At 61.0% G+C, this 19,113-nt stretch carries 16 protein-coding genes; 6 read left to right on the forward strand and 10 right to left on the reverse strand.

Annotated features, from left to right (window positions below):
- Positions 1-466: 466 nt before the first annotated feature.
- The 4 genes from tcyN to LQ215_RS26990 all read right to left on the reverse strand — a co-directional run bounded on the left by tcyN (position 467) and on the right by LQ215_RS26990 (position 3,997).
- Entirely contained in the window at positions 467-1,228 is a 762-nt protein-coding gene (gene tcyN / locus LQ215_RS26975; protein WP_230153357.1) for an L-cystine ABC transporter ATP-binding protein TcyN, read from the reverse strand.
- Between the two features lie 3 nt (positions 1,229-1,231).
- Positions 1,232-1,897, reverse strand: coding sequence for a cystine ABC transporter permease (gene tcyL / locus LQ215_RS26980; protein WP_230153358.1), 666 nt, complete (start codon positions 1,895-1,897; stop codon positions 1,232-1,234).
- Positions 1,897-2,697, reverse strand: a complete 801-nt coding sequence (gene tcyJ / locus LQ215_RS26985; RefSeq protein WP_003196665.1) for a cystine ABC transporter substrate-binding protein — start codon at positions 2,695-2,697, stop codon at positions 1,897-1,899. The genes tcyL and tcyJ overlap by 1 nt, the downstream gene beginning before the upstream one ends.
- A gap of 301 nt (positions 2,698-2,998) precedes the next feature.
- Positions 2,999-3,997, reverse strand: a complete 999-nt coding sequence (locus tag LQ215_RS26990; protein WP_230153359.1) for a D-cysteine desulfhydrase — start codon at positions 3,995-3,997, stop codon at positions 2,999-3,001.
- Between the two features lie 503 nt (positions 3,998-4,500).
- Here LQ215_RS26990 and betT point away from each other — a divergent pair.
- Positions 4,501-6,462, forward strand: coding sequence for a choline transporter BetT (gene betT / locus LQ215_RS26995; RefSeq protein WP_167331293.1), 1,962 nt, complete (start codon positions 4,501-4,503; stop codon positions 6,460-6,462).
- A gap of 128 nt (positions 6,463-6,590) precedes the next feature.
- Here betT and LQ215_RS27000 read toward each other — a convergent pair whose 3' ends face one another.
- Complete coding sequence (locus LQ215_RS27000; RefSeq protein WP_230153360.1) at positions 6,591-7,331, reverse strand: SDR family oxidoreductase; 741 nt, start codon at positions 7,329-7,331, stop codon at positions 6,591-6,593.
- A gap of 116 nt (positions 7,332-7,447) precedes the next feature.
- On the opposite strand from LQ215_RS27000, the gene LQ215_RS27005 reads away from it, so the two are divergent.
- Both LQ215_RS27005 and mgrA read left to right on the forward strand, forming a co-directional pair.
- Positions 7,448-8,338 carry a LysR family transcriptional regulator gene (locus LQ215_RS27005; protein WP_230153361.1) on the forward strand — a complete coding sequence of 297 codons (891 nt, stop codon included), beginning with the start codon at positions 7,448-7,450 and terminating at the stop codon, positions 8,336-8,338.
- Positions 8,339-8,532: 194 nt separating this feature from the next.
- Positions 8,533-9,570 (forward strand): L-glyceraldehyde 3-phosphate reductase, encoded by a 1,038-nt coding sequence (mgrA, locus tag LQ215_RS27010; RefSeq protein ID WP_003196675.1) that lies wholly within the window; start codon positions 8,533-8,535, stop codon positions 9,568-9,570.
- A 182-nt stretch (positions 9,571-9,752) separates the two neighbouring features.
- On the opposite strand, the gene gshA is transcribed toward mgrA, so the two are convergent.
- The 3 genes from gshA to LQ215_RS27025 all read right to left on the reverse strand — a co-directional run bounded on the left by gshA (position 9,753) and on the right by LQ215_RS27025 (position 14,316).
- Positions 9,753-11,336: a glutamate--cysteine ligase gene (gene gshA / locus LQ215_RS27015; protein WP_230153362.1), complete on the reverse strand. Its 1,584-nt coding sequence runs from the start codon at positions 11,334-11,336 to the stop codon at positions 9,753-9,755.
- Between the two features lie 272 nt (positions 11,337-11,608).
- Entirely contained in the window at positions 11,609-11,992 is a 384-nt protein-coding gene (locus LQ215_RS27020; protein WP_230153363.1) for a PaaI family thioesterase, read from the reverse strand.
- Positions 11,992-14,316 (reverse strand): Tex family protein, encoded by a 2,325-nt coding sequence (locus LQ215_RS27025; RefSeq protein ID WP_230153364.1) that lies wholly within the window; start codon positions 14,314-14,316, stop codon positions 11,992-11,994. The genes LQ215_RS27020 and LQ215_RS27025 overlap by 1 nt, the downstream gene beginning before the upstream one ends.
- Positions 14,317-14,672: 356 nt before the next feature.
- Between LQ215_RS27025 and ompR the strand changes: the two genes are divergently transcribed.
- Entirely contained in the window at positions 14,673-15,413 is a 741-nt protein-coding gene (ompR, locus tag LQ215_RS27030; RefSeq protein ID WP_003196691.1) for an osmolarity response regulator transcription factor OmpR, read from the forward strand.
- 114 nt (positions 15,414-15,527) lie between these two features.
- Positions 15,528-16,841 carry an ATP-binding protein gene (locus tag LQ215_RS27035; protein WP_003196694.1) on the forward strand — a complete coding sequence of 438 codons (1,314 nt, stop codon included), beginning with the start codon at positions 15,528-15,530 and terminating at the stop codon, positions 16,839-16,841.
- A gap of 154 nt (positions 16,842-16,995) precedes the next feature.
- On the opposite strand, the gene rimK is transcribed toward LQ215_RS27035, so the two are convergent.
- Together rimK and LQ215_RS27045 are read right to left on the reverse strand one after the other, a co-directional pair.
- Complete coding sequence (rimK, locus tag LQ215_RS27040; RefSeq protein ID WP_003196697.1) at positions 16,996-17,901, reverse strand: 30S ribosomal protein S6--L-glutamate ligase; 906 nt, start codon at positions 17,899-17,901, stop codon at positions 16,996-16,998.
- Positions 17,898-18,362 carry an ATP-dependent zinc protease family protein gene (locus tag LQ215_RS27045; RefSeq protein ID WP_170845936.1) on the reverse strand — a complete coding sequence of 155 codons (465 nt, stop codon included), beginning with the start codon at positions 18,360-18,362 and terminating at the stop codon, positions 17,898-17,900. The genes rimK and LQ215_RS27045 overlap by 4 nt, the downstream gene beginning before the upstream one ends.
- A gap of 254 nt (positions 18,363-18,616) precedes the next feature.
- Here LQ215_RS27045 and LQ215_RS27050 point away from each other — a divergent pair, with 254 nt between their 5' ends.
- On the forward strand, positions 18,617-19,021 hold the full coding sequence (locus LQ215_RS27050; protein WP_092169204.1) for an RNA-binding S4 domain-containing protein: 405 nt from the start codon (positions 18,617-18,619) through the stop codon (positions 19,019-19,021).
- Positions 19,022-19,113: the final 92 nt, after the last annotated feature.

The following is a 19,113-nucleotide window of genomic DNA, read 5'->3' on the forward strand; positions in this document are numbered from 1 at the left end:
GCCAGGGTGGGGGCGGCCAGTTCAGGACTCTTCGACTTACATGTCATGGTGTTCTCCTTGATGCTTGTAAACTAAGTCCGTTTCGTGAAGATCGAAGGCGATGAATATTCGCGATAGATTTATTTATGCAGCCCTATAGGCTGTTTGTGCTTAGTTACTTTGCAAACTAAATAAGGTGCATCGCCTGTTGGGCACTAGATAAGGGCTCTGTAGTTTCAGTGTCAATAGAGCAGGTTGCTTAATAACTCATTGTGAAAGTCTTCAGAAAGTTCCTACGCGTGCATGTTAAGAATGCGCAATGTGAAAGGCCTTTTTCCTAGGTTTGCGGGATTTTGAGGCTGTATAAAATAATCAAGGAATTGCTGGGAGGGAAGTTGCAAGTTATGTCGTTGGAATGAAGCAAGTGTAGGTGCTGTATTAACTGTGCGACGGCCTCACTTCCATCCTTGGAAGTGATGACATCAAATTACTGGGCGCCGTGTCCGGCTGAAAGGAACTTGCTGAGGAACTGCCGCGTGCGTTCTTCCTTGGGGGCTGCAAACAAGGTCTTGGCTTCGCCTTGTTCGACGATCACGCCTTTGTCGAAGAACACCACGCGGTTGGCCACGTCCCGGGCGAAGCCCATTTCGTGGGTCACGATGACCATGGTGCGCTTTTCTTCGGCCAAGCCGCGAATGGTTGCCAGCACCTCGCCCACCAGTTCCGGATCGAGGGCCGAGGTTGGCTCGTCGAACAGGATCACCGCCGGTTCCATCGCCAACGCCCGGGCAATCGCCACGCGCTGTTGCTGGCCGCCGGAAAGGCGCCGTGGATAGGCGTCCTCCTTGCCGGCCAAGCCGACCTTGGCCAAGAGCTTGCGCCCCAGGGCTTCGGCTTCGGCGCGGGGCATTTTCTTCACCACCTGCGGGCCTTCAGTGACATTTTCCAGTGCGGTGCGATGGGGAAACAGGTTGAAGTTCTGGAACACAAAGCCTACCTGCTGGCGCAAACGGCGCACCAGGTTCTGCTGCTGGTTCAGCGGACGACTGCCATCGATTTCGATGTCGCCGACCTTGATCCGGCCGCTGGTAGGCTCTTCGAGGAAGTTCAAGCAGCGCAGGAAAGTGGTCTTGCCCGAGCCGCTGGGGCCGATGATTGCAACTACTTCGCCTTCTTCGATCTTCAAGTCGATGCCGTTGAGCACCACCTGGCCCTTGAACTGCTTTGTCAGTTTTTCCACGACAATCATGGGTCAGGACTCCTGGTCATGCCGATTGACCCGGGCTTCCAGGACGTTCTGCAGGTGCGAGAGCACGCTGGCCAGAACCCAATAGATCAGCGCGGCGGCAAGGTACATGGTGAAGATTTCGAAGGTTCGCGCGGTGATCAACTGCGCCTGGCGGAACAGCTCCGGTACCTGGATGGTCGCCGCCAGCGCGGTGTCCTTGACCAGGGAAATGAAGCTGTTGCCCAGCGGAGGCAGGGCCGTGCGTGCGGCTTGCGGCAGGATGGCCCGGCGCAGGGTCTGGGCGCGGGTCATGCCGATGCTTGCCGCCGCTTCCCACTGGCCGCGCTCGATGGAGCTGATGGCGGCCCGCAGGATTTCACAGGCGTAGGCGGCCATGTTCAGCGAGAAACCGATCAGGGCCGCCGGGAGCGGATCCAGCTCGATGCCCAGTTGCGGCAATCCGTAATAGATCACGAATAACTGTACCAGCAACGGCGTGCCGCGAAAGAACGACACGTAGATGCGGGCGATCCAGTTCACCAGTTTGAAGCGCGATAGGCGCATCAGCGCCAGGCCGAACCCCATCAGCAGGCCGAAAAACATACCGCCCAGGCTGAGGAAGACCGTGTAATACGCGCCCTTGAGCAGGAAGGGCGCGGAGTCCAGTGCGAGTTGAAGAGCTGCTTCCATTATTGGGTAACGTCAGCGCTGAAGTATTTTTCCGAAAGCTTTTTCAGCGTACCGTCGGCGCGCAGTTTTTCGATGGCTTTATTCACGGCTGCCAACAGCTCAGGCTCGCCTTTGCGCAGGGCAATACCGGACTCCTGGCGCGAAAAGGCTTCGCTGGTGACGGTGGTGTCCTTGGCTTTCTTGGCGTATTCCAGTGCGGCCAGACGGTCGATCAGGATGGTGTCGATACGACCGACGCGCAGATCCTGGAACTTGGTTGGGTCGTCATCGTAGGTTTTGACTTGGGCGCCCGGTACTTCAGCTTTTACCCACTGTTCGTAGTTGGTGCCCAAGCCCACGCCGACTTTTTTACCGTCCAGGTCAGCGGCCTTCTTGATGTTCAGCTCGTCGGCTTTCTTGGTCAGTACCAGCGCTTGAATCCCGGAAACGGTGTACGGCTCGGAGAAATCGTATTTTTTCTTACGCTCCTCGGAGATGGTCACCTGGTTAACCACTGCGTCCAGACGCTTGGATTCCAGTGCCGCGAGAATGCCGGCCCATGGGGTCGTCTGCAGCTTGACCTTCACACCCAGTTCCTTGGCCAGGGCTTCGGAGAACTCCACTTCGAAGCCGGTCAGTTTGCCGCTGTCATCAACGAAGCTGAACGGTGGGTAAGTGCCTTCCAGGCCGATCTTGATTTCGCCAGCATCCTTGATTTTCTGCAGCTGCTCACCGGCAACTGCTTGCCCCAACAGCCCGGCGCTCAATGCCAGGCCCAGCGAACCGACCAACAGGTTGCGACGTAATGCGGAAAAATTCATGACAAGCCCCTGTGTTTTCTTATGAAGAGGTTATTTTGGCTGAGATAAGGCGTAGCCGCGATCCGAAAAGATTGCCACATCCTGCCTTAAAGCAGCTTGGGCGTCTCGCGGCAAATGCGCCTGCGGCGAGACTATAGGATGGCTTTTATAGATTGGAAAATAATATTAAATCAAGCGCATATGTTTATTTGGAATGACAACTTGTAGGAGCGAGCTTGCTCGCGATCGCGGTGGATCAGCCGAAATTTATGCAGCTGACATGCCGCTATCGCGAGCAAGCTCGCTCCCACCGAAGCCTCCACTAAGCCTGGAACGCCGCGCTGTAGGCAAACAACGCCGGTGCGCCGCCGGTGTGCAGGAAGATGATCGGGCCTTCGTCGAAACGGTCGCGACCCAGGCCGTCGAGCAGGCCGGCCATGGCCTTGCCGGTGTAGACCGGATCGAGCAGCAGCCCTTCCTGGCTGGCCAGCAGCTTGACCGCCGCCAGTGTCCCGGCGTTCGGTTCACCGTAGCGGGGGGCGAAATATTCGTCCCACAGGTTCACTTTGAACGCTTCTGGAAGGGCGACTTCGAGTAACCCTGCCGTGCGCTCGGCCAGGCCCTGGACCTTCGGAAACTGGTCCTCCTCGCTGCGCGAAACCGTCACGCCGATGACAGGCAGTGCCGGCAGGGTTTCGCTCAGCGCCAGCGCCAGGCCGCTGTGGGTTCCGGCACTGCCCGAGGCCAGGACCACAGCGGCGAATTCAATCCCGGTGTCCTTGATCTGCTCGGCCAGTTCCAGGCCGGCGCGCACATAACCCAACGCACCCAAGGCGTTCGAACCACCAATCGGCACCAGGTAGGGTTTTTTCCCGTTGCTGCGCAGGCGACCGGCCAGGGCCTGTAGTTGTTCATCGGCGTTATCCAGGTTGTCCACCAGCTCGACCTTGGCGTCGAACAACTCCAGCAGCAGCCGGTTGCCGTTGCCCAGGTAATTGCTGTCTTCGGTGCCGATGGGGTTTTCCAGCAAGGCCACGCAACCCAGGCCCAGCTTCGCTGCGAGGGCGGCGGTCTGGCGTACATGGTTGGACTGGATCGCCCCGGCGGTGATGAGGGTATCGGCGCCTTGGGCGATGGCATCGGCGGCCAGGTATTCGAGCTTGCGCAGTTTGTTGCCGCCCATGGCCAGGGGCGTCAGGTCGTCACGCTTGATATAGATGTCCCGGCCGAGCCAGCTGGAGAGGCGGTCGAGTTTTTCCAACGGTGTCGGATGGCCGAGCAGGTCGAGACGGTTAAAGCGAGACAGCTGTTCTTTGATCATGGGTCCGTACTGGTTGTAGGCAATGTCTGGACTATAGGCACGCCGATATTCATGGGCAACCGGCAATCATTTGTCGGGGTGTAAACGGGGTGGCGAATGATTTGTGAACGCCGAAAAACCTGTGGGAGCGAGCTTGCTCGCGATAGCGGTGTAGCAGTCAATGAAGATGTTGAATGTCAGGCCGCCATCGCGAGCAAGCTCGCTCCCACAGGGGCTGTGTTTGGCTGGGCATCTGCCTTTGAACACTGAACGAATGCTCTTCTGGCAACGTCATACCCTCTCGTAGGCTAGTGTAGGAAGCGTGCCGCCGAGCCCTGCGATTAGTCCTTAGCTACCTATTTATGTTTAACTTGAACGTTCATTCAAGTTAAACCTTCGGTTTGCTGCCCGCTCACAACAGGAGGCTTGCCTTTGCCGAGTCCGTTTTCGACCACCCCGATTCTTTTTCCCGAGGTGCTTGTTTCATGAGTGCCTCGTCCCTGCCACCCAGCGGCCTGGTCCGCATGAACCCGCCGGTCTTTTACTTCGCCGCGACCTTTATCCTGCTGTTCGGCCTGGTGGTGATTGCCATGCCCGCGCAGGCCGGCGCCTGGTTGCTGGCCGCGCAGAACTGGGCGGCCAATACGGTCGGCTGGTACTACATGCTGGCGATGACGCTGTATCTGGTCTTCGTGGTGGTCACCGCCTTGTCCGGCTACGGCAAGATCAAGCTCGGTGCCGACCACGACGAGCCCGAGTTCAGTTATCTGTCCTGGGCCGGCATGCTGTTCGCCGCCGGCATCAGCATCACCCTGTTTTTCTTCTGCGTGTCCGAGCCGCTGACCCACATGGTCCAGCCGCCCCAGGGCGAGGCCGGTACCGCCGAGGCGGCGCGCCAGGCCATGCAGATCTTGTTCTTGCATTGGGGCCTGCACGGCTGGGGCGTTTTCGCATTCGTCGGCATGGCCCTGGCGTATTTCGCCTACCGGCACAATTTGCCACTGGCCCTGCGTTCGGCGCTGTACCCGCTGATCGGCAAGCGCATCAACGGCCCCATCGGCTACGCCGTGGACGGCTTCGGCATTATTGCCACGGTGTTCGGCCTCGGCGCGGACATGGGCTTTGGTGTGCTGCACCTCAATTCCGGGCTTGACTACCTGTTCGGCATCGCCCACACCCAGTGGATTCAAGTCGGCCTGATCGTGCTGATGATGGGCGCGGCGATCATCGTGGCGGTGGCCGGTGTCGACAAGGGCGTGCGGGTCATGTCCGACATCAACATGCTGCTGGCCTGCGCGTTGTTGCTGTTCGTGTTGTTCGCCGGGCCCACCCAGCACTTGCTCAACACCTTGATCCAGAACATTGGCGATTACCTCGGCGCCCTGCCGATGAAGAGCTTCGACCTGTACGCCTACAACGAACCCAGCGACTGGCTGGGCGGCTGGACGGTGTTCTACTGGGCCTGGTGGATCGCGTGGTCGCCGTTCGTGGGGCTGTTCATCGCACGGATTTCCCGTGGCCGCACCATCCGCGAATTCGTCTTTGGCGTGCTGCTGATTCCCCTGGGTTTCACCCTGGCGTGGATGTCGATCTTCGGCAACAGCGCCATCGACCAGGTGCTGAACCACGGCATGAGTGCCCTGGGCATGTCCGCCCTGGAAAACCCGTCGATGAGCCTTTACCTGCTGCTGGAAACCTATCCCTGGAGCAAGACCGTCATCGCGGTCACCGTGTTCATCAGTTTCGTGTTCTTCGTCACGTCCGCCGATTCGGGCACCGTGGTGCTGTCGACGTTGTCAGCCAAGGGCGGCAACCCCGATGAGGACGGGCCGAAATGGCTGCGGGTGTTCTGGGGCGCGATGACGGCCCTGGTGACCAGCGCGTTGCTGTTCTCCGGCAGCATCGATGCCTTGAAGTCGGCGGTGGTGCTGACGTCCCTGCCGTTCTCGTTGATTCTGCTGCTGATGATGTGGGGCCTGCACAAGGCCTTTTACCTGGAGTCGCAGAAGCAGATCGCGCAATTGCACTCCCTGGCGCCGGTGTCGGGCTCACGTCGGGGCACGGGCGGCTGGCGCCAGCGCTTGAGCCAGGCGGTGCATTTTCCGTCCCGTGATGAGGTGTACCGTTTCCTCGACACGACGGTGCGACCGGCCATTGAAGAGGTGACCGCGGTGTTTGTCGAAAAGGGCCTGACGGTGGTGGCCCAGCCCGACCCGGCCAATGACAACGTCAGCCTGGAGATCGGCCACGGCGAGCAGCATCCGTTCATCTACCAGGTGCAGATGCGCGGCTACTTCACGCCGTCCTTCGCCCGCGGCGGCATGGGCTCCAAGGAACTCAACAACCGCCGTTACTACCGCGCCGAGGTGCACTTGAGCGAAGGCAGCCAGGATTACGACCTGGTGGGCTACACCAAGGAGCAAGTCATCAACGACATCCTCGACCAGTACGAGCGGCACCTGCAGTTCCTGCATTTGGTGCGCTGATTCATCTGCACCGACCGCATCGCGAGCAAGCTCGCTCCCACAAGGGAATCACTTGACCCCTGTGGGAGCGAGCTGCTCCGGGCGGCGATCCGACGATGGCGGTTTAGCTGGCGATGCAGGAAAAAGCCTCAGACCAGCCCACCGTTGGCCCGCAGGATCTGCCCATTCACCCAGCCAGCGACCGGGCTCACCAGGAACGTGACGATGTTGGCGATGTCTTGTGGCTGGCCGAGGCGTTCCAAGGGCGGCATTTTAGCGAAGTGCTGCACCTGCTCTTCACTCTTGCCGTGCATGAACAGCTCGGTGGCGACGGGGCCGGGGGCCACCGCGTTGACCGTGATCTGCCGACCGCGCAGTTCCTTGGCGAACACCTGGGTCAGGGATTCCACCGCGGCCTTGCTGGCGATATACACCGAGTAGCCGGGCAGGTTCAGGCCCACGGTGCTGCTGGAAAAATTCACGATGCGGCCACCGTCGTTCAGACGGGTCGCGGCTTCGCGCAGGGTATTGAAGGTGCCACGGGTGTTGATGGCGAACGTCTGGTCGAACAGCTCGTCGCTGTGCTGCGCCAGGGGCATCACCTGGAGGATGCCGGCGTTGTTGATCAACACATCGACCTTGCCCAGCTGCGCTTCGGTTTCATCGAACATCCGACGCACATCGGCGGCAGAGGATACATCTGCCTTCACCGCTATGGCTTGGTGGCCGGCCTGGCGTAGTTGCACCACCAACTTGGACGCCTCGCTGGCGCTGTTGGCGTAGTTGACGACGACGGCGAAACCGTCGCTGGCCAGTTGCTTGGCGATTTCGGCGCCGATGCCGCGGGAAGCACCGGTGATGATCGCAACTTTGGACGTTTGAGTCGGCATGCTTGAGTCCTCTTGAAGTGGGTGAAGTCAGGTTCACATGTTTACTCTCGGCGATAAATGCTCGAAAGTTGCCTTGACTGTTCAACAATCACTAACAATAAAGGCGCCGGATTCAGATGGATCAAGTCAAAGCGATGAAGGTGTTCGTGCGCATCTACGAGCGAAGCAGTTTCACCCTGGCCGCTGAAGACTTGAACATGCCACGGGCCACGCTGACCCACACCCTCAATCAATTTGAAGCCTGGCTGGGCGTTCGCTTGTTGGAGCGCAGTACCCGCAAGGTGCGCCCGACCCTCGATGGCGAAGCCTATTACCCGCGCTGCGTGCAACTGTTGGCGGAACTCGAAGAAGCCGAACTGGCGTTTCGCGGCGTGGCGCCCAAAGGCAAGTTGAGGGTGGACTTGCACGGTACCCAGGCACGGTATTTCGTGATTCCGGCGTTGCCGCAATTCATGGCCCGCTATCCGGAAATAGAACTGTTCATCAGCGAGGCGGATCGTTTCGTCGACCTGATCGCCGAAGGCGTCGATTGCGTGCTGCGCTCCGGTGAGCTGGCGGATTCGTCATTGATCGGTCGGCGTGTCGCCAATCTTCGGCAGATCACCTGTGCCAGTCCCGGTTACTTGCGCCAGTACGGCGAGCCGAAGTGCCTCGATGACTTGAAACATCACAAGGCGGTGAATTACGTCTCGCGGACCACCGCCAAACTGTATCCGTTTGAGTTCATGGTCGATGGCGTGCTCAAGGAGGTCCCGATCGGAGGCTCGCTGTCGGTATCCGGCGCCGAAATCTATGCCGCCTCGGCCATCGCCGGCCTGGGCTTGATCCAATGCCCACATTACCGGATGGAAGAGCCGATCCGGCAGGGCCTGATGCAGGAAGTCCTCACCGCCACCCCACCACCGTCCATGCCGGTGTCGGTGCTCTATCCGCACAACCGACTCATGTCGCCGCGGGTGCGCGTATTTGTGGATTGGGTGGCGGAGGTGTTTGCGCAGGCGCGTTAATGTGGTCCGTGGATATCGCTGGCCTTGTGGGAGCGAGCTTGCTCGCGATGGGGCCTTGCCAGGCGATATTTTCGTTGGCTGATCCACCGCTATCGCGAGCAAGCTCGCTCCCACCCTATGCGAACTTTCAGCCTGACCGATGCGTCTGTGAAGTGTTAGCTTCTGCCACCAGCGTCCGAACAGAGAGCCTTTCGATGACCTACACCGCTGCGCAAAACCGCTACGAATCCATTCCTTATCGCCGCGTTGGTCGCAGCGGGCTGGTGCTGCCGGCGCTGTCGCTGGGCTTGTGGCACAACTTTGGCGACAGTACGCCCATCGATACCCAGCGCGCCTTGCTGCGTACGGCGTTTGATCTGGGCATCAACCACTTCGACCTGGCGAACAACTACGGCCCGCCCTACGGCAGTGCCGAGATCAATTTCGGCCGGTTGCTGCGCGAAGATTTCAAGCAGTACCGCGATGAGTTGATCATCTCCAGCAAGGCCGGTTGGGACATGTGGCCGGGCCCATACGGCCAGGGCGGTGGCTCACGCAAATACGTGCTCGCCAGCCTCGACCAGAGCCTGCAACGCCTGGGGCTGGACTATGTGGATATCTTCTATTCCCACCGCTTCGACCCCGACACCCCGCTGGAAGAAACCGCCAGCGCACTGGCCACTGCCGTACAGCAGGGCAAGGCGTTGTACATCGGCATTTCTTCGTATTCCGGGGTGAAGACCCGGGAAATGGCGGCGCTGCTCAAAGAGTGGAAAGTCCCGCTGCTGATTCACCAGCCGGCCTACAACCTGCTCAACCGCTGGGTGGAAAAAGACCTGCTGGACGCCACCGACGAACTGGGTACCGGTGTGATCGCTTTCACGCCACTGGCCCAGGGCCTGTTGACCGACAAGTACCTCAAGGGCATTCCGGCCGATGCGCGGGTGAACCGTCCGGGCGGCGGCTCATTGCAGGCTTCGCACCTGTCGGAGGAAAACATCGCCCATGTACGTGCCCTCAATGAGATCGCCCAGCGGCGCGGCCAAAGCCTGGCGCAAATGGCCCTGGCCTGGACCCTGCGCGATCCACGCGTGACCAGCGCGCTGATCGGCGCCAGCCGGCCGGAGCAGATTATCGAGAACGTCGGGGCGCTGAAGAACCTGAGCTTCAGTGCCGAAGAACTGGCGCAGATCGATCGGTTTGCCCTGGAAGGCGGGATCAATCTTTGGGAGAAGCCTTCGTCGGCTGAATAACGCCTGACACCCTGTGGCGAGGGGATTTATCCCCGTTGGGCTGCGAAGCGGCCCCAAACCTGAACACGCGGTGCATCAGGTGGAATCGAGTTGGCTGCTTCGGGGCTGCTACGCAGCCCAGCGGGGATAAATCCCCTCGCCACAAAGCTGCATTCCCACGCGGGAGTCATGGGAATGCTCGGTCAGTTACTGATCGCCAGGATGCTCGCCTGATATGAACCCACGAACACGTCGAAATCCCCCACCTCGTTCTGCTCCAGCTCAGTTTGCTGGACCAGGGATTCACGGGCGGTTTCCTCGAATGCAGTCTGTTCCTGGGCGGGCAACGGTTCGGCGCGGAAGAACTCAGCGTGGGCCTTGCTTTGGCGCAGGGAGAACTGGGCGAAGCTTTCCTGATGCTCGGCCATGGCGGCCAGCACCTGGGCGGAGGGCGTCAGGGACGGGTCGCGGACTTTCGCCAATTGCGCGTCCAGTGCCTGGCGGTGGGCATCGCCACCTTGGCTTTGGTCGAGCAGCGAGGCCAGCGGCGCGATCTTTTCGAGCAATTCGACGGCCCAGGCCTGCATGTCCACCGATTGGCCCTGGCGCTGCAATTGCAGGCCAGGCTTGCGGCCTTCCTTGACCACGGTCAGGAAGTTGCTCGTGGCGTTGCTGCATTCGTTGTTTTCCAGCTGCGGGCTGTCGTTGAGGCCGCAATACAGCAGGAACGCATCGAGGAATCGCGATTCGGTGAGGTCGATGCCCATCGGCAGGAACGGGTTGATGTCCAGGCAACGCACTTCGACGTACTGGATACCCCGGGCCATCAAGGCCTGGATCGGTCGCTCGCCGGTGTAGGTCACGCGTTTGGGGCGGATATTGGAGTAGTACTCGTTTTCGATCTGCAGGATGTTGGTGTTGAGCTGCACCCACTCACCGTTCTGGTGGGTGCCGACTTCGACGTACGGCGCATAAGGCGTCGCCACCGCTTTGCGCAGGCTGTCGGTGTAGCTGGCCAGGTCGTTGTAGCAAGGCGTGAGGCCAGCCTGGGCGTTGCTCTGGTAACCCAGGTCGCTCATGCGCAGGCTGGTGGCGTAGGGCAGGTACAGGGTGTCGGGGTCCAGTTGTTCCAACTGGTGCGGGCGACCCCGCAGGAAACCGGCGTCCAGGGCCGGCGAGGCGCCGAACAGGTACATCAGCAACCAGCTGTAGCGGCGGAAATTGCGGATCAGCGCAATGTAGGCCGACGACTGGAAGTCACGGTCACTGGCCTCGACGCCTTCGGCCTGGCGGAGCAGCGGCCAGAGCTTTTCCGGCAGGGAAAAGTTGTAGTGGATCCCGGCAATGCATTGCATGGTCTTGCCGTAGCGCAGGGCCAGGCCCTTGCGATAGACGTACTTGAGCCGACCGATGTTCGAGGTGCCGTAATACGCGATCGGGATGTCCTCTTCCGCCGGCAACGGGCACGGCATCGAAGGGCTCCACAGGTACTCGTCGCCCAGTTTGCTGTAGGCAAACCGGTGGATCTTGTCGAGGCTGCGCAGGGTATCGGCCGGGTTGGCCAGGGCCGGCGTGATGAACTCCAACAGCGACTCGGAATAGTCGGTAGTGATCTGTTCGTTGGTCAGCGCCGAGCCCAGGGCCTTGGGATGTGGAGTCTGCGCCAGGTGCCCATCACCGGTGACGCGCAGGCATTCGCGCTCAATGCCGTGCAGGCACTGTTCGAGCAGGGAGAGGTTGGCGCGCTCGCCGAGCAGGGCCAGGCGGCGGTTTAAAAGGTCGCTCAAGTTGAATTCCTTCACGCGTCAGTCGCCCCAATATGGGGGTGGGCAAGACGGTCTACAAGGGTGAAGTTAAAACTGGCGTTTTCGCCTGGTTTTCATGCGGCCAAAGACTAATCGCCGCAACCCCCCTGTGGGAGCGAGCTTGCTCGCGATGGCGGATGGTCAGTCAGCATCAACGTTGCTGATCCACCGCTATCGCGAGCAAGCTCGCTCCCACAGAAAAGCTCGACACCGCATTCATGGCGTCGAAATTAACTCAAATCGATGACAGGGAGCTATAGGACAGCGAACGTGCCTTGCGCTTTTGCGACCAGTTTGTCGCCTTGCAGCACCTCGGCCTCGACCACCAGCGTGCGCCGGCCCGGGTGGATGACCCGGGCGGTGCACAACACGTCGCCGTCGGACACGGCGCGAATGTAGTTGATCTTGCATTCGATGGTCGCGCTCTGCTGGTCAAAGCCATGGACACTGGAGCAGGCCAGTCCCATGGCGATGTCCACCAGGCTGAACAGCGCGCCGCCGTGCAGCTTGCCGCCACGATTGCGCAGCGGCGGCTCAAGGGTCAGGGCGACTTGCGCCACCCCGTCCCCAAGGCTGTGCAGACGGCAGCCGAGCAGCTTGAAGAACGCGCTCTCCACCAACCCGGCTGGCACGTCCATCAGCGTTTCTTCAACTGCTTGGCGTTGGCGAACAACGAGGCCATGGCGTTGTTCGCCGGGGCCGCGGTGGCGGTTTCCTTGCGCGGCGCGGTGTTTTGCGACTGGCGTGGCGTCGAGCCAGGACGCGCACCACGGGCACCGTCGACTTTCTCGCCCGGCGTGTCGCTCATGCGCATCGACAGGCCGACGCGTTTGCGCGGGATGTCGACTTCCATGACTTTCACTTTCACCACATCACCGGCCTTGACCGCTTCGCGCGGGTCCTTGATGAACTTCTCGGACAACGCCGAGATGTGTACCAGACCGTCCTGGTGCACGCCGATGTCGACGAAGGCACCGAAGTTGGTGACGTTGGTCACCACACCTTCGAGGATCATGCCCGGCTGCAGGTCCTTGAGGTCTTCGACGCCGTCCTGGAACTCGGCGGTCTTGAACTCGGGACGCGGGTCGCGGCCCGGTTTCTCCAGTTCCTGGAGGATGTCGGTGACGGTGGGCAGGCCGAAGGTTTCGTCGGTGAATTTCTTCGGGTCCAGGCGCTTGAGGAACCCGGCGTCACCGATCAGCGAACGGATGTCGCGGTCGGTCTGGGCGGCGATGCGTTGCACCAGCGGGTAGGCTTCAGGGTGGACGGCGGAGGAGTCCAGCGGGTTATCGCCGTTCATCACCCGCAGGAAGCCGGCGGCCTGTTCGAAGGTCTTTTCACCCAGGCGCGGGACTTTCTTCAACGCGGCGCGGGTCTTGAACGCGCCGTGTTCGTCACGGTGGGTAACGATGTTCTGCGCCAGGGTGGCGTTCAGGCCGGAGATGCGCGCCAGCAGCGCCACCGAAGCGGTGTTCACGTCCACGCCCACGGCGTTCACGCAATCCTCCACCACCGCGTCCAGGCCGCGCGCCAGTTTCAATTGGGAAACGTCGTGCTGGTACTGGCCGACACCGATGGATTTGGGGTCGATCTTCACCAGTTCCGCCAGTGGATCCTGCAGGCGCCGAGCGATGGACACCGCGCCACGGATCGACACGTCCAGGTCCGGGAATTCCTTGGAGGCCAGTTCCGACGCCGAGTAAACCGAAGCGCCAGCCTCGGAGACCATGACTTTGGTCATCTTCATGGCTGGGTACTTTTTGATCAACTCGGCGGCCAGCTTGTCGGTCTCGCGGCTGGCGGTACCGTTGCCGATGGCGATCAGGTCCACCGAATGCTTGGCGCACAGGGCGGCGAGCACGGCGAGGGTCTGGTCCCACTTGTTGTGCGGCACGTGCGGGTAGACCGTGGCGTGGTCCAGCAGTTTGCCGGTGGAGTCGACCACCGCCACCTTGCAACCGGTGCGCAGGCCCGGGTCCAGGCCCAGGGTGGCGCGCGGGCCGGCCGGTGCGGCCAGCAGCAGGTCATGCAGGTTGTGGGCGAACACGTTGATCGCCTCGGTCTCGGCGTTGTCGCGCAATTCGCCCAGCAGGTCGGTTTCCAGGTGGGTGTAGAGCTTGACCTTCCAGGTCCAGCGCACCACTTCGGCCAGCCATTTGTCGGCGGCGCGGTTCTGGTTCTGGATGCCGAACTGCTGGCCGATCATGCCTTCGCACGGGTGCATGGTGCCGGGCAATTCTTCACCGACTTTCAGCGCGGAACTGAGGATGCCTTCGTTGCGACCACGGAAAATCGCCAGGGCGCGGTGGGACGGCATGCTCTTGAGCGGTTCGTCGTGTTCGAAGTAGTCGCGGAACTTCGCGCCTTCCTCTTCCTTGCCGGCGATCACCCGGGCGCTGAGGGTGGCTTCCTGCTTGAGATAGCTACGCAGTTTTTCCAGCAGGTTGGCGTCTTCGGCGAAGCGCTCCATGAGGATGTATTTGGCGCCTTCCAGCGCCGCTTTTACATCCGCCACGCCTTTTTCGGCATCGACGAAGCGCGCGGCTTCGGTTTCCGGGGCCAGGGTTGGGTCGTTGAACAGGCCGTCGGCCAGCTCGCCGAGGCCGGCTTCCAGGGCGATCTGGCCCTTGGTGCGGCGCTTTTGCTTGTAGGGCAGGTACAAGTCTTCGAGGCGGGTCTTGGTGTCGGCCAGCTTGATGTCGCGCTCCAGTTGCGGGGTCAGCTTGCCCTGCTCCTGGATGCTGGCCAGGATGCTGATGCGCCGTTCGTCGAGTTCTCGCAGGTAGCGCAGGCGTTCTTCCAAATGCCGCAATTGGGTGTCATCGAGGCTGCCGGTCACTTCTTTCCGGTAACGGGCGATGAAAGGCACCGTGGAGCCTTCATCGAGTAGCGCGACGGCCGCTTCGACCTGTTGTGGGCGTACACCGAGTTCCTCGGCGATGCGGCTGTTGATGCTGTCCATAAAACCACCTGACAAATTGTGAAATCAGGCTCACCACCGCAGAAGCAGGGCTCGGCGAGACTGGTTGAGCGGCCTGGCATGCGCCGCTGCCTGGGTCAAAAGGCTGCCTGTTGACCCGCGAAATTCAAAAAGTGCTGCCTGGCCAAGGGGGAAAAAATGGCACGCCGGGTCACGATCCGGCATTCCCTGGCACAAAAGGCCGCGCATTATAACCAGCGTTGCGTCCTGAGGGGGGGCATGGTCTATAGGCTTGATACCCGGATTTGTGGTGATGGAGGAAAAATCTGCTAACAATGCACACGGTGCGTATAACGGCAGCTAGGCCATAATGCGCGCCGAGATCAAAGGAGCTTCCTATGAGCAGCACTGCACAAACTGCTGAAGGCGAAAAAATTCTTATTGTTGACGACGATCCGGGGCTGAGCAGCTTGCTGGAGCGCTTTTTCGTCAGCAAGGGCTACCGCGCCCGCACCGTACCGAACACCGAGCAAATGGATCGACTGCTGGCCCGTGAAGTGTTCAACCTGGTGGTGCTCGACCTGATGCTGCCCGGTGAAGACGGCCTGACCGCCTGCCGCCGCCTGCGCGGCGCCAACAACCAGATCCCGATCATCATGCTCACCGCCAAGGGCGACGAGCTGAGCCGTATCAAGGGCCTGGAGCTGGGCGCCGACGATTACCTGGCCAAGCCGTTCAACCCCGACGAGCTGATGGCTCGGGTCAAGGCGGTGCTGCGTCGTCAGTCGGCGCCGGTACCTGGTGCGCCAGGCAGCGAAGATGAAAGCGTCACCTTCGGCGACTATGAGCTGTCCCTGGCCACTCGCGAGCTCAAGCGCGGCGATGAGGTCCACATGCTCACTACGGGTGAGTTCGCCGTGCTCAAGGCCCTGGTGATGAACGCCCGCCAGCCGCTGACCCGCGACAAACTGATGAACCTGGCCCGTGGTCGTGAATGGGATGCGCTGGAGCGCTCCATCGACGTGCAGATTTCCCGTCTGCGCCGGATGATCGAACCCGATCCTTCCAAGCCACGGTACATCCAGACCGTGTGGGGCGTGGGTTATGTGTTCGTGCCGGATGGCGCCGCCAGCAAGTGATCGGCGATTTGTAGGAGTGGGTGGCCTGGCCGGTTGAAATGTCTTCTTCCAGGCGACTCGCGGTCTGTCATTGTGCGAGCATCACTCGCTCCTGCAAGTGTGTAGCGGTTATTCATGAAAACCCCCGTTTGGTTCCCCCAGAGTTTCTTCTCCCGCACCCTCTGGCTGGTGCTGATCGTCGTGCTCTTCTCCAAGGCATTGACGCTGGTGTACCTGCTGATGAACGAAGACGTGCTCGTGGACCGGCAGTACAGCCACGGCGTTGCCTTGACCCTGCGGGCTTACTGGGCGGCGGACGAAACCAACCGAGCGAAAATTGCCGAGGCGGCGACGCTGATCCGCGTCGTTGGTGCCGGCGTGCCGGAGGGCGAGCAACACTGGCCCTACAGCGAGATCTATCAACGCCAGATGCAGGCCGAACTGGGTGCCGATACCGAGGTGCGATTGCGCATGCACTCGCCGCCGGCGCTGTGGGTGCGGGCCCCGAGCCTGGGGGATGGCTGGCTGAAAGTGCCGTTGTACCCCCATCCACTGCGCGGCCAGAAAATCTGGAACGTGCTCGGCTGGTTCCTGGCCATCGGCCTGCTGTCGACGGCGTCGGCGTGGATCTTCGTCAGCCAGCTCAACCAACCATTGAAACGCCTGGTCTACGCTGCCCGCCAACTGGGCCAGGGGCGCAGCGTGCGGCTGCCCATCAGCGATACGCCCAGCGAGATGACCGAGGTCTACCGCGCCTTCAACCAGATGGCCGAGGACGTCGAACAGGCCGGGCGCGAGCGCGAACTGATGCTCGCTGGTGTCTCCCATGACCTGCGCACGCCGTTGACCCGGCTACGGTTGTCGCTGGAGTTGATGGGCGAACACACCGACCTGACCGACGAAATGGTCCGCGACATCGAGGACATGGACGCGATTCTCGACCAGTTCCTGGCGTTCATTCGCGACGGTCGTGACGAGTCTGTGGAAGAGGTGGACCTCAGTGAATTGGTGCGGGAGGTGGCCGCGCCCTATAACCAGAACGATGAGAAAGTGCACCTGCGCCTGGAGCCGATCCAGCCGTTCCCGTTGCGCCGGGTGTCGATGAAGCGTTTGCTGAACAACCTGATTGGCAATGCACTGAACCATGCTGGCACCGGCGTCGAAGTCGCGGCCTATGTCTCCGGTGACACCAGCGCGCCTTACGTGGTGCTGAGCGTCATGGACCGTGGCGCCGGCATCGATCCCTCCGAGCTGGAAGCCATTTTCAACCCCTTCACTCGCGGCGATCGCGCCCGGGGCGGGAAGGGCACGGGGCTGGGCCTGGCCATCGTCAAGCGCATCGCCTCGATGCACGGCGGCAACGTCGAACTGCGTAACCGTGTCGGTGGCGGGTTGGAGGCGCGGGTGCGCTTGCCGTTGGGCTTGATGCTGCCTCGGGATGCGGTGTAGCGGTCTTCGTCTGGCTGATACCTGTGGAAGAACCTGTGGGAGCGAGCTTGCTCGCGATGGCGGTGGATCAGTAAAGTTGATCTTGACTGACACACCGCCATCGCGAGCAAGCTCGGCTCCCACAAAGGCTCACTCCCGCAGGGTTTGTGTTGAGTCAGCCCTTGCCCTTGGTCCGGGTCATGTTCGGCCCGCCATTTTTTTCCAGATGCTCGATGATGATCCCCGCCACGTTCTTGCTCGTGGTGGTCTCGATCCCTTCCAGGCCTGGCGAGGAATTGACTTCCATCACCAGCGGTCCGTGGTTGGAGCGCAGGATGTCCACGCCCGCTACGGCCAAGCCCATCACTTTGGCGGCCCGCAGGGCGGTCATGCGTTCTTCCGGGGTGATCTTGATCAGGCTGGCACTGCCGCCGCGATGCAAGTTGGAGCGGAACTCTCCGGGCTTGGCCTGGCGTTTCATCGAGGCAATCACCTTGTCGCCGACCACGAAGCAGCGAATGTCCGCGCCACCGGCTTCCTTGATGTACTCCTGGACCATGATGTTCTGCTTCAGGCCCATGAACGCCTCGATCACCGATTCTGCGGCCGTCGCGGTTTCACACAGGACCACGCCGATGCCCTGGGTGCCTTCCAGCACCTTGATCACCAGCGGTGCGCCGTTGACCATCGCAATCAGGTCGGGAATGTCATCGGGGGAGTGGGCAAAACCGGTTACCGGCAGGCCAATCCCGCGCCGTGACAGCAACTGCAGCGAACGCAGCTTGTCTCGCGAGCGGGCGATGGCCACCGATTCGTTAAGGGGAAACACCCCCATCATTTCGAACTGACGCAATACGGCGCAGCCATAAAACGTCACCGATGCGCCGATGCGCGGGATTACCGCATCGAACCCTTCCAGCGGCTTGCCACGGTAATGGATCTGCGGCTTGTGGCTGGCGATGTTCATGTAGGCGCGCAGGGTATCGATCACCACCATTTCATGGCCTCGTTCGGTCCCGGCTTCAACCAGACGACGAGTGGAATACAGACGCGGATTACGCGACAGCACAGCGATCTTCATGCAACACCTGTGGCAGAGGTAGTGGACACCGGGAATGCCGGCTTGTCTTGAACGTATTTGATACCCGGATTGACCACCAATTGGCCGTCGATCAAGGCTTTGGAACCCAGTAGCAGGCGGTATCGCATGGACTTGCGGCAGGCGAGGGTGAATTCGACCCGCCAGATCCGATCACCCAGCGCCAACGTGGTGCTGATCACGTAGCGGACCTGAGCGTGGCCGTTGGAGCTTTTTATTGTCTTGCGGGCCACCAGCGGGGCTTCGCAGCGGCGATGGCGCAATTGCACGACCGTGCCGAGGTGCGCAGTGAAGCGCACCCACTTTTCGCCATCGCGCTCGAACGGCTCGATGTCGGTGGCATGCAGGCTGGAGGTGCTGGCGCCGGTGTCGATTTTTGCCCGCAGGCCCACGACTCCCAAATCCGGGAGCGCCACCCACTCGCGCAGACCGACAACGGTCAAATGGTCAAAAGTCTTCAATAAAAAAACCTGCGATCAGTACATCGGATCGTGGACTCCGCGAATCGCGGTATTCACGCAGAATAATCACAAAATGGCGACAGTTATCTACGCACTTGTTTGTGCTTGTAACCGATTCCGAGCCAAGCCATGCATGTGGAGGCGATTTGGCGGGCATTCTATCCGTCGGGCCGGATTCGTGCGCTCGACAAAAACGGTAGTACAGTTCTGGCTATTGGCAGAAAAGAGGAATGGCAGTGGCACAAAAAAAGGAAGAGGACGACAAGGTCCGTCTCGATAAATGGTTGTGGGCGGCGCGATTCTACAAGACGCGGGCCCTGGCCAAGACCGCCATCGAAAGCGGCAAGGTCCATCACCGGGGAGAGCGTTGCAAGCCGGGCAAGGAGCCTCGTATCGGTGATGAATTCGTCATCCGCACCGGCTTCGATGAAAAGACCGTGGTGGTCGAGGCCCTGTCGATCGTGCGTCGCGGCGCGCCTGAAGCGCAGGCGCTGTATCGCGAAACCGAAGCCAGCATCGCCAAGCGTGAAGCCGCCGCCGCGCAACGCAAGGCCGGCGCCCTGGGGGTCAGCACCGACGGCAAGCCGAGCAAGAAGCAGCGTCGGGACCTGTTCAAGTTTCATGGCAGCAATAGCGAATAAAGCACCGGTCATTTCACCCGTGGCGAGGGAGCTTGCTCCCGCTCGGTTGCGCAGCGACCGTAAGATTTTGGGGCCGCTGCGCAGCCCAGCGG

It is taken from the genome of Pseudomonas brassicacearum (assembly GCF_918698105.1).
Lineage (GTDB): Bacteria > Pseudomonadota > Gammaproteobacteria > Pseudomonadales > Pseudomonadaceae > Aquipseudomonas > Aquipseudomonas brassicacearum_F.